7 protein-coding genes are annotated in these 12,576 nt (G+C 40.9%); all 7 read right to left on the reverse strand.

All coding sequences use genetic code 11. The annotated features are described in order from the left end of the window. Window positions 1-49: 49 nt before the first annotated feature. A complete protein-coding gene (locus tag FHT21_RS23005) occupies window positions 50-859 on the reverse strand; it encodes a DUF4249 domain-containing protein (RefSeq protein ID WP_167297048.1) in 810 nt (269 codons plus the stop codon). Window positions 860-863: 4 nt separating this feature from the next. Further along, window positions 864-3,188, reverse strand: a complete 2,325-nt coding sequence (locus tag FHT21_RS23010) for a TonB-dependent receptor (RefSeq protein ID WP_167297049.1) — start codon at window positions 3,186-3,188, stop codon at window positions 864-866. A gap of 96 nt (window positions 3,189-3,284) precedes the next feature. Beyond that, window positions 3,285-4,484: a multiheme c-type cytochrome gene (locus tag FHT21_RS23015; protein WP_167297050.1), complete on the reverse strand. Its 1,200-nt coding sequence runs from the start codon at window positions 4,482-4,484 to the stop codon at window positions 3,285-3,287. A 16-nt stretch (window positions 4,485-4,500) separates the two neighbouring features. After that, window positions 4,501-6,252, reverse strand: coding sequence for a cellulase family glycosylhydrolase (locus FHT21_RS23020; RefSeq protein WP_167297051.1), 1,752 nt, complete (start codon window positions 6,250-6,252; stop codon window positions 4,501-4,503). An 18-nt stretch (window positions 6,253-6,270) separates the two neighbouring features. Next, window positions 6,271-7,611, reverse strand: coding sequence for a glycoside hydrolase family 30 beta sandwich domain-containing protein (locus FHT21_RS23025; protein WP_243854081.1), 1,341 nt, complete (start codon window positions 7,609-7,611; stop codon window positions 6,271-6,273). Window positions 7,612-7,755: 144 nt separating this feature from the next. Continuing rightward, window positions 7,756-9,285, reverse strand: coding sequence for a RagB/SusD family nutrient uptake outer membrane protein (locus tag FHT21_RS23030; RefSeq protein ID WP_167297053.1), 1,530 nt, complete (start codon window positions 9,283-9,285; stop codon window positions 7,756-7,758). A gap of 10 nt (window positions 9,286-9,295) precedes the next feature. Next, a complete protein-coding gene (locus tag FHT21_RS23035; RefSeq protein WP_167297054.1) occupies window positions 9,296-12,415 on the reverse strand; it encodes a TonB-dependent receptor in 3,120 nt (1,039 codons plus the stop codon). Window positions 12,416-12,576: the final 161 nt, after the last annotated feature.

The following is a 12,576-nucleotide window of genomic DNA, read 5'->3' on the forward strand; positions in this document are numbered from 1 at the left end:
GTAAAAATTATAAGGTGTTTTTAATCAACTTGAATTATCAAAAAGATTTTTATTTTACAGTTGCTGATAGCACTTGGTAAGTATTGGCGCTAAAATAGCCGAGTGCCTGATTGGAAATATTAGAAGTTGGATTAGCTGGAGTGGTGCCTTGGTTTGGCCCCCGGTTTGATTGCTGACTTAAAGCATACCAATAATCGAAAATATTAGAATCGATACACTCCATTTCTATTTTAATTTTATCGTTCGAGTTTAACTCATCACTATCGTGGTCGTTAGTAGGAGGCTTAAAAAATAACTGGATCCTTAAGTCGTTTCCATTTGTTAAACGATCGTTATTTACATAAAAGCGCTCTGATAAAACATCATTAACATAGAGGTTAAAATGATAAAAATTGGTTTCGTTGGCCGGATCTTTAAAGAATACTGCAGCAGTTTTACGCTCTCTCCCAAAGAAAAAATTTTTGATCACCCCGATGGAATCCATTTTAACCACATTAGGCATTTTCGAACTGGCCGTGTAGGTTTGTCCTTCGGCATTTACATTTAAATTGTAGGTAACCCCTGGCTGGCCTTTCATTTTATTGATATAAGTTCCTGGTGTTGTACCTTCCTTAAAAATATAGGTGTTACCCTTACTATCTGTTACGGTAACACTGGCCCCCGAAATTTTCGGAAAAACATTGGCTTCTGTATAACCAATGGTTTTGCTGATCTTAATTTCTTGATCAATCAGTTGATCGTTAATTCTTCCTTCAATTACGATTTGAGGCGCGGCATTTTCAGTATCAATAGAAATAATCTTCTTACAAGAAGCTAAACATAGAGTGAACAGCGAAAAGTATATAATGCGTTTTTTCATTGTTTTAAAATTTAAAGTTCCAGGTAATAGATGGAATAAGTCCGAAAAGTGAGGTTTGCTGTGCCGCAGTTTTGGTCGGATCGTTCGGATCGGTAATAAACTCAATAGAATAAGGATTTTTTCTGGCCAATAAATTATAAATCCCAAAATTCCAGCTTGATTGGTATTTCCTTCCTGGTTTCCCTTCTAAGGTTGCACTCACATCCCAACGCATATTATAAGGCATTCGGCCTGCATTTCTTTGTGTATAGTAGTATGCCATCTGTCCACCAATACTATATTTTCCTGCCGGATAAGTTACGGCATTACCCGTGCTGTAGATAAAACTCGAGGAGAAAGTCCAGCGCTTGGTCATGTTGTAAATTCCTACTAACGAGATATCATGCGTACGATCTTGCCTTGCCGGAAAATATTTACCATCATTGAGTTCGGTAAATTTACGTTCGGTACGCGATAAGGTATAGCCTACCCAACCGTTCAGCTTTCCGAATTTTTTCTTAAAAAACAACTCTAATCCATATGCCCTGCCTACCCCGTATAAAAGTTCTGATTCTACGTTGGAGTTGGCCAATAATTCAGCCGCATTTTTATAGTCGATCTGATTCTGGAGCCACTTATAATAAACCTCTCCCGAGAGTTCGTAATTGTTATCCTGGATGTTTTTGAAATACCCCAAAGCCACCTGATCGGCAATTTCGGGTTTAATATTGGTACTGCTCAACACATACTGATCGGTTGGCGAGCTAGACGTAGCATTGGTTAAAATATGTACATTCTGTGTATTCCGGTTATAAGAAGCCTTGATCGAATTTTCTTCGTTAAACAAGTAACTTACCGAGAAACGTGGCTCGAGGTTAAAGTAATTTTTATGAAATTTACCCTTGGCTACATTTTCTGTTGATACAATATTCCCATTGGCATCATAGGTGCTAAAATTACCTGGCCCCATTAAAGAAAAAGCCGCCAAACGCATACCATATAAAAAGTTTAAATGTTCGTTTACGGCCCATTCGTCAGAAATATAAGCGGCTGATTCAATCCCATAACGCCTTTCCTGCGTAAGCGAATTTACCTGCGATGCTTCATCGCTATCAATATCAATCGGCGAAATACGGTGTTGTGTGGCATTTAAGCCAAAACGGAGTATATGTTTATTGCTGAAATACTGGAAATCTTGTTTAAAGTTAAAATCACGTACCAATGAGGTGGCTTTAAAATTCGTGGCATCATTTAACAGGCGAACCGTATAATTATAGTTATTGTAAATTAATGAGGTATTTGAAAACAAGCGGTCGTTAAAAATGTGGTTTAAGCGAATGGTGGTGGTAACATTGCCCCAATTATTTTCAAAAAGGTCTTTAACGCCGATATTATCTTTACCAAAATAGCCAGAAATATAAATGGTATTTTTATCATTGATTTTATAATTCGCCTTTGCATTAATATCATAAAAATTCAGGGTACTGCCATTAACAGATGAATCTGGCGAAGAGCGTAAAAATGCATCGATATAGGTGCGGCGGAAACTCACCATAAACGAGCCTCTGTCTTTTACAATAGGCCCTTCTGCTTTTAAACGCGAAGCGATTAAACCAATACCGCCCTGAAACTTAAATTCTTTATTGTTGCCATCATCCATTTTAACATCCAAAACAGACGATAAACGGCCTCCATACTGCGCCGGCATGCCACCTTTATACAGGCTTACATCCTTAATCGCATCGGCATTAAAAGTAGAAAAGAAGCCCAAAAGGTGCGATGAATTGTACACTACAGCCTCATCTAAAATGATTAAATTCTGATCGGCAGCACCACCGCGAACATAAAAACCTGTATTTCCTTCGCCACCTGATTTTACGCCTGGTAGCAGCTGAATGGTTTTTAAAATATCCTTTTCGCCCAAAAGCACAGGAATGGAATTAAGCGATTTCATATCGATCCTTTCCAAACCCATCTGCGCACTTTTAACGTTTTCGTTTTTGCGGTTATTGGCACTTACGGTTACTTCAGCAAGATCATTTGCACTTTTTAATTCCTCATTTAACTTGGTATCTTTTGTTAAATTGATGGTTTTAACAATGGAGGTATATCCGGTATAACTTACCGCTACAGTGTAGGTTCCTTCGGTCTGTGTTAAAGCAAAATATCCATAATTATTGGTTAAGGTTGCAGCGGTAGAAGCTCCAGAAATCCTTACCGTTGCACCAATTAAGGTTTCACCTGTACCTGCATCGCGAATGGTGCCGCTAAGGGTAAATTTCTTTTGAGCAAAAGTAGAGGTGGAGAGAAAAAGGAGGAAAAATAAAGCTAAGTAGTGTTTTATGAGCATATCGGCTACTATCTAATTTTTAAGGTGGAAACCAAATGTACGAAATCCAAGTCCTATTAATGGATAGTGGGGAATTTCTTAATACAAGTTTGGTTTTTACTTATTAATAACGGGATAAATAGCAATATGGTGTGAGCGTAAGCGATATGGGCTCAAATGGTCTTTGCCCGCCTGTTGAAAAGTGATCAATTTTGAAGATTCTTTAGGCATATGGCAGTCGATACAATTGGTACTAAGCGATCCTTTAGCTAAAGTGGTTTTGCTATGGTTGGTGCTTTGGTGGCAATTAATGCAGCGCTGTGAGTAAAGATTTAAGTTGCCCTTAATATTTTCATGTATATTGTGGCACGATTGGCATGTCATGTTTTTACTCTTTCTATAACAATTCGATCCGGTTAACATGCTGGTTTGGTTACCATGCACATCTGGGTCACCACCGCCAAAACCTACAAAATCCTGTGTGTAGTAATCATCCAAATTATCGCCAGGTTCGAAACCAAATACCGATTTTTGGGCAACTAAGGCATTTCCAGAATGGCATACCCCGCAGGCATCCATTTTTTGTTTACGGGTAAGTGTTTTATAAAGTGTTATAAACTTCGCTGTCTTTTCCTGAGGGTTTTCCATATGAAATACCACATGCTGTTTACCTGGTCCGTGGCAGCGCTCACAATCTATCCCATAAATAACAGAACCTTTTTCCATCTCTTCGTCTTTTGAAAAGGTAGACTGTTGCGTGAGTTTAATATCAACATAAGAGGCGTGGCACTCTAAACAACGACTGGTTATTGCCCGGTCATAATAAAAGCTTTCTTTTGGAAAACCAGGGCTGATGGCCCAATTCTGAATAGCAGCAAAGTAAGATAAAGGCAGTTCGTACATTTTCTTGCCTTGCCAATAAGTATAAGTATAGGCTTTTTCGCCTGAACCAAACTGCATATCAAACTTTTGCGCACGAACGGCTTTTCCATCCTGATAAGCCACCTGAAAAACACCACTATCTCTTTTTTCGATCACCACTTTTTGATGTGCACTGAACAAAAAACTGTTCGAATCGGGCGAAAAAACTTTTAACAAAGCAGCATCAACCACGGGTTTAGAAGTTAAACCATGCGGACTGTGTGCATAAGACTGTGATAAATCTTTATGGCATTTAACGCAGGTAGCCGCTCCGGTATAGGCCTTTCCCCTCGCATCTTCAGGCAATTGATCGGCCGCATTCATGCATCTTGAAAGGATAATGATGACTATCGCCATTGCTCCTAAAATAACCACGATCCGTTTTATACCTTTCAAGATGCTGTTTTGCTTTTTATTTTATAAACTGAATATAACTAAAATTATAACCGCCAATGGCAGCCAAAATCCTAATTTTTTGATTTCCGGCTTTTAATGGTACGTTTTTGATCTCGAAAGTGGCAAACTTTTTCGCATCGCCAGTATTGGGTACGGTTACTTCTTTAGCAACGGTTTTACCATCAATTGAAATATTCATCCGTCCGCTAGCCTGACCTGATGCTGCATTTATTTTTAAAGTATACATTCCTTTTTGCAACACATTTATGGTGTATTGCAACCACTCTCCTTTTTCGATGTGGTTTACATAATACTTTTCATACTGTGTAGAATCTTTTGCAATATCTACCCCATCATTCCTGTAAATCCAGCCACGGTTACCTGCACTTCTTTTTCCTGTTGAGGTATGGTAATCGGCCGTATCGTTATCGAAGTAGGCAAAACCATTTCTCCCCAAGTCGTAATCAACCGCGTAAATAATACTCTTGTTTTTAATTAAATTGGCTTTAAAAGGTTTGGTTTCGTTACTAAAGGGCTGGCGAATCATCGCATCGATTACGTCGCGGTGAATGATGGTATTTTCTAACCTCGAATAAATAGCCAGTTCCATCAGTCCACTGTACACGTTGCTATCTTTAGGTTTATTACCGCCATTGTTCAGGTATTTAACCAACGCATCGTAATTGGGGTTCGATTTAATTTCCATTGGGTTATTGAACCCGATTTTTTTTAAAGGCCACCACGACCAGCCGATATTGTTTTTTTCTAAAAGGTGGATGGCATCGGTAAACCAAACATTCGAATTTTCGCCTGTTTCGCCCAGCCAAACGGGTACTTGCTGCTCGTCGCGGGCTTTAATAATGTGCGCTATTGAAGCCTGATCGTTGTAATTCCAGTATTTATGGAAACTTAAAGCCATATTTTTATCCCACAGCGGGAAAATACCATTGTAATTATTGCCCCAGCCATTACCTTCAATAATGATCAGGTGTTGCGGGTCTACCTCGCGGATGGCTTTGGTAATCTCTACCATCAGTTTTCTTAAAGGCGCATTTACTTTTTCTTTGGTTCCGTTTTTATCGTCTTCAGGATTTGTAAAACCATAATTGGGTTCGTTTATAATATCGTAGGCGCCAATGTAAGGTTCGTTTTTGTATCGTTCGGCCAGTTTTCGCCAAAGGGCAATGGTTTTCTGCTGGTTGGCCTCACTATCCCATAAATAAGGTTTTGACGGATCGCGGTCGGCAATGTTTAAATCGTTTCCCTGCCCACCAGGTGCCGCATGCAAATCTAAAATAAGGTACATTTTATTGGCTTTACACCAGTTGAGCAAACTATCGGTTAAGGCAAAACCCTTTTCGAGCCAGGTATTTTTTCCGGCCACGGGTTCTTTATCTACCGGTAAAGTATATAAATTATAATGTATAGGCAGGCGGATGGAATTAAATCCCCAGCGTTTCATGGAGTCGACATCAATTTTGCGCATGTGGTTAGCCAGCCAGGCATCGTAAAATTCCTGGGTCTGTTTCGGCCCCATTAACTCTTCTATCCGCTCACGAATTCGATACTGCTGTGCTTCCTTATTGATTTTGAGCATGTAACCTTCCTGCAACATCCAGCCTCCAAGGCCAATGCCACGCAATAATACATTCTGGCCCTGGCCATCAACAATTTTTGTACCCGAAGCTTTTAAAAAGCCCTGACTAAAACCGGTAAACGAAATGCTGCTGAACAGAAAAATAGATAAAAGAGATTTTCTTAAAAACATAGTTTAAATAATTGATAATTACCAGATATAAGTGGCTACTGCGCCCTTATCGAGCGCCGCAGCGTATGTTTTACCATTTTGACTGATGTTAAAGGCAGCAGCTTCTTTACCGGTATTGGCCACAATAAGCACATGTTTACCATCAGGTGTTTTAAATGCAACGTTAGCTAAACCATCCAGCTCATTAGAAGCAATGCGTACCGAGCCCGGCCTTACAAATTTCGAAGCATGGGCAATGGAAAAGTAGGCCAGGTTACGGCTATACTTATCGCCACTAATGGTAACTGCCCCCTGGCACATGGAGCAACCGCCCCTATCGGTATAAGGCTTATTTTCAGGGTCGGCAGCGAGGTTCCATTCCAAAACGTTTTTGCTCCAGTTTCGCGTAGCACCAATAATTAAACGCTTTACCGGATTTACGATATTGATGGTTGCGGCATCGGGCGATTCAACCACCATTTGCTCAGAGAAATAGATGTTTTTATCGGGATGGGCATTATGCACATCGGTTAAAGCTTCTATTTTACCTCCGTAAAGGTGAAAGGCCGATCCATCGATATATTTTTTGGCTTCAGGATCATCTAAAATGCTGATCGGATAATCAGGTCGGTCAGCATTATGGTCGTACACAATAATCTTGGTTTTAATATTGGCCTTGGCAAAAGCAGGCCCTAAGAATTTCTTTACAAAAAGTGCCTGATCTGGTGCTGCCATAAATAAACTAGGGTTATTGCCTGGGTGTAAAGGCTCATTTTGAACGGTAATCGCATCAATAGGAATACCTTCCCTTTGCATTTCCTGTACATACCTTACAAAGTACCTGGAGTAAGCATCATAATATTCGGGCTTTAACATCCCGCCTCGGGCATCGTAAGTGGTTTTCATCCATAAGGGAGGAGACCATGGCGAGCCCATAATTTTTAGTTTGGGGTTGATCGCAAGGATTTCCTTCATTACCGGAATTACATCCATTTTATCTGGACCGAGGTCAAATTTAGCCTGCGTTAAATCGGTTTGCCCTTCTGGAAGGTCGTTATAAGAAAATACTTTTTCATTTAAATCAGATGCACCGATGCTCAGGCGGATGTAACTCACTCCAATATTGTTTCCATCAGTAGCAAATAACTCCTTCAATAAAGCCGCTCTGGCTGGTGCCGACATTTTAATAATGTGCTGTGCACTTCCCCCTGTTAAGGCAAAACCAAAACCATCTATACTTTGAAAAGTTTCTTTATCGTTTACAAAAATGGTGGGCTGCTTATTTTTGGCGTTGACCAAACTTAAACCGGTAGATTGACGGGTAAATAAGGCCGTACGATCGGCTTTGGTTAACCACATTTGTGGCTGGCCTTGTGCCATAACCGAAAAAGTGAAAGCACAACCTATTAAGAGTCCAAAGGACTTGGTGAATAGCATACAAGGAAGATGATCTGGTAAAAAACAGGAAGAAAGACTTAGCTTTCTCCCTGTAACAATTAAACATTAAGGATATATAGACGGGCATTATTTAGAACCGCCCCATTCTTTACTTTGTAAAATTTTAGAGTTGGCCAGTTCTCTTTCCGGAATTGGAAAGATTTCGTTTCTACCGGCTTTAAAACCTTTACCAGCTAATACAGTTGGCGCCAGGCCCCATCGTACCAAATCAAACCAGCGGTGTCCTTCTGCGGCAAGCTCCAAACGGCGCTCGCGCATAATGTTATCCATAGTTACCGGTAGCGGATTTAAGCCCACCCTTGCCCTTACTGCATTAAACATGATATAGGCTTTTGTTCCGGCACCAACACCTGCACCACTTTTTAGCAATGCTTCTGCCTCTAACAAATAAGTATCGGCTAAACGGATTTCATACATATCCTGACCAAAATTAAGTTCTAACTGGCCACTGGCCGCTTTGGTAGAAGTACGGCCAGCGTATTTTTCTATAAAATATCCGGTATTGGCATATGCATGTTTATAGGTAACAATATTTGCCTTTTCCAAACTATCCAGATTGGCAACGGTTGCTTTATTCCTCGGGTCGAAATGAATCTGATCAAAGAAATCTTTGGTGAAAGGCAAGAAACTCCAGCCCGAAATATAATCGGGAGCCAAAGCTGCATTTACAGGCACATAGTTACGCGGGCCAACCAAAATGCTCATTACGTTACCTTCGCGGCTACCTACTGTTCCCCAGCCCATATCAGAGGTGGTGTTATACACAATTTCGAGAATCGACTCTGAATTGAATTTATTTTTAACGTTCCATAAATCGGCAAAGTTTGGCAGTAATTTATAACCATATATGCTGGCCCCAGGAGTAGGTCCGTTAACCAGGGCAAATTCTGCCGCAGCTTCCGTCCATTTTTGCTGCCACATATATACTTTACCCAAAACTGCATGTACGGCACCTTGAGTAAGCCTGCCACCTTGCGAAGCGACTGGAACCGTAGTTGGCAAATTAGGAATAGCTTCCGATAAATCTTTAACAATTAAAGCATAAACCTGATCTGCAGGAACCTGTAATACATCAAACATGGCACTAGGCTCAACCACATCGGTTAACAAAGGAATGTTCTTAAATAACCTAACCAGATCGAAGTAATAGATTGCCCTTAAAGCTTTAACTTCTGCAATGTACCGCGTTTTGGTGGCATCGTCTAAACCTGAACCATTTACTTTCTGTAAAAATACATTAGCGCGGTAAACACCGGTAAAGCCCTTGCCCCATAAATGGCTGGCCGCCCCAGAGGTAGAAGTTAAGGTGTAGTTATTGATGGTTTGTAAATCGCCGATATCAGATGGCGAATCGCCTCCGGCAAAATGGTCATCAGAACCTGCCGATAAAATATTCACTTTCGTTAGGTATCCTGAAGACTGATTTCCCAGAACGTCATACACCGAAATGAGCGATGTTAATGCTTCTGCAGGCGTTTTGTAATAACCAGTCTCCAAAATGCGTTCTCTTGGATTTACATCCAACTGTTTTTTGCAAGAGACAAACAATTGTGATGAGACGGCCAAAGCCGCGATATAAAAAATACTTTTTTTCATTGTTCAACTATTAAAATCCAACATTTAAACCAATCATAAATGAACGTGCCTGCGGGTAAACACCACGGTCTACACCTAATACCGTTCCGCCGATTTCTGGATCATATCCCGTGTATTTAGTAATGGTCCATAAGTTTTCGCTCATTAAATAAGCTCTCACTTTTTGCGCACCAATTTTTTTCGATACATTTTGAGGAAGGGTATAACCCACCTGTAAAGTTTTTAATCTGAAATAATCGCCTTTTTCCAGGTATAGTTTCGAAAACTTGATGTAGTTTCCGTTTGGATCAGTTTCAACAATACGCGGCATGGTAGTAGACGGGTTAGAAGGCGTCCAGCGGTCTAATATTTTGGTTTGCCAGTTGGCATAGGTAACATCTAAACGACGTAAGCCCTGAAAAATCTGGTTTCCGCCAACACCATTACCGAAAGCCACCAGATCCCAGTTTTTATACGCCAGGTTAATGGTTAAACCATAGGTGTATTTAGGAATCGGACTGCCTAAAAACGTCCTGTCTGATGAATTGATTTCATTATCGCCATTTAAGTTGGCATATTTAATATCACCTGGTTTAGCGTTAGGCTGTAATTTAGTACCGGCCGGACCAACATAACCATCAATTTCTGCCTGGGTTTGGAAAATACCAAGCATATCGTAACCATAGTATTCGTTGAAAGATCTGCCTAAGCCGGTTCTCGTAAAGTTGCCCATGGTTTGGAAGCTTTGTGCATTATCTTCGATAAAGGTTTTACCCGGTAATAACTTGGTCACTTTATTTTTAAGGAAGGATATATTTCCGTTTACACCCAGGTTAAATTCGCCAATTTTTTTGCGGTAGCCCAGTTCGAACTCAAAACCTGTATTTTGCATATCGCCCACGTTTTGTGTCGGGCCTCCAGCTGCGCCAACGTACAATGGAATATCTGGCGTTTGCAATACCCCAACCGTTTTCTTTTTGAAATACTCTGCCGATAAGGTAAAATTGGTAAACAGGGTTGCATCAAAACCAATATTGGTCTGGCGGGTTTCTTCCCATTTCAGATCGGGGTTAGATAAAGCAGCAGGGCTCCAGCCTATCATACTTTGATCGGTTGTACCGAAGGTATAGTTACGGCCACTGCTAACTAAAGAAACGTACCTGAAATCGCCCAAAGCATCGTTACCCGTAACCCCATAACCTCCGCGGATTTTCAAGAAATTCACGATATCATTTTCTTTCCAGAAAGCCTCTTTTGAAGGCACCCAACCCAATGAGAACGAAGGAAAATAACCGAAACGGTTATTGGTACCAAAACGCGATGAACCATCACGCCTGATAATACCCGTAAACAGGTATTTTTCATCATAATCGTAAGTAACACGGGTAAATAATGAGTTTACAACGTGTAACGTTCCATCACCACCACCTACAAGTTTATTAGCGGTTCCAGGATCATAGTTTAAATTCGCTTCGTAAAAGCTATTGGCAATGATATTCTGGTAGGTAGTATTTAAACTTCTGCTGTTGTTATCCATGTAATACCCTTGCCCCACAATAATGAAAGCATGGTGTTTACCAAAGTTGCGCGAGTAGCTTAAAGTATTTTCCCAGTTATAGTTTAATACCGTATTAATTTCGCGGTAGAATGATTTTTTATCATTTTTAGAAGAAGAGTTCAGGTAAAAAAGCGGGGTGTACGAATCACCACCATAGAAGGCTACTTTAGTGCCTAAACTTGATCTGAATTTCAAATTGGCGATGGGTTCAATCTCCGCAAAAGCATTACCAACAATGTTGTGGTCCCAGCTGTAATTACCCAGGCGGGTTTGCATATAAGCTACCGGGTTAGTCATTTCCTGACCAACAATCGGCGAGATACCATAAGGGAATCCGTTAGCATCTCTTAAAGTATTTGCAATGGTATAAGGCGATTTGGCAATTAAAGCCGGGTCGGTTTCTACTACCGGCGTAATCGGATCGAGGTTAATGGCCGAGCTTAATGGTCCGCCAAATTCGCTATTGGTATTACCTAAACTGCTGTTTACCGAATGGCTATAACCTAAATTTTCGCCAAAAGTAATCCATTTTGCAGGTTTATAGGTAGAATTGATCCTTACGTTCGCCCTGTTCCATTTAGAAATAGGGCTGGCAACAATACCATCCTGTTTAATGTAGCCCATCGAACTGTAGATGGTAAATTTATCGTTTCCTCCACTAACGCTGAACTCATGTGTCTGGCGGCGGGCATCATCGTTAAACACCTGATCCTGCCAGTCGGTACCTACACCTAAAGCAGCCGGATTTGCATAGGGCTGTGGTAATCCGGAGTTAGCGGCCGATTCGTTTCTGATGGTAGCATACTGGGTGGCATTTAATAAATCGAGTTTTTTGGCCGGTGCAGAAGTACCGTAGAAGCCGTTATAATTTACGCTTATTAAACCTGCTTTACCTTTTTTGGTTGTAATAATAATTACCCCATTAGCAGCCCGGGCACCATAAATAGCCTGCGAGGCTGCATCTTTTAAAACTTCGATAGATTCGATATCGGCCTGGTTCAGGTAACCTATGCCACCGTTATCTACAATTACCCCATCTACAACCCAAAGCGGATCATTATTACCCCCCGAAGCAAAAGAAGTATATCCCCTCACCCGAACGGTAGAAGAGGTACCTGGCTGTCCGTTACCACTGGCAATGGTTAAACCAGATGTTCTGCCTTGCAAAGCCTGCTCTACCCTGTTAATGGGCATGCTTTCTAAATCTTTTGCCTTAACGCTCGAAATAGATCCGGTTACCACACTTTTCTTTTGTGTACCGTAACCTACTACCACTACCTCGGTCAGGTCTTTTGAATCGGCTGTCAGCGTTACATTAATGCGGCCTCCTGCCGGAACAGTTACCGTTTGTGCCGTCATACCGATTAAATTGATGGTGAGCTTTGCGCCTACCGGAGCCTGAATGGTAAATACACCATTGGCATCAGTCGATGCCGCTCTTGTCGTTCCATCTAACTTAACTGTGGCACCAGGTAGTGGCGCGCCATTTTGCTCTGTTACCTTTCCTGTAACCGGAATGTCTTGCGCCATTAAGGCAAACGGGAAAGCCAGGAGACAGTAAATGAAGAATACGAATGTAAATCTTCCTCTCATAGAAATTAGTTTTTAGTTAATGATATTTGGTTAGTTCATGATACAGTCTTATTGGCTGCTGTTTCATAAATCAAATCTATAGACGCGATGAGCAATAGCACAATTTGCCACTACTACACAAACCATACACCAACCCTCAAAAAGACTAAAAAACAAAAAAA

This window comes from Pedobacter sp. SG908, from assembly GCF_011759615.1.
Taxonomy (GTDB): Bacteria; Bacteroidota; Bacteroidia; order Sphingobacteriales; family Sphingobacteriaceae; genus Pedobacter; species Pedobacter riviphilus.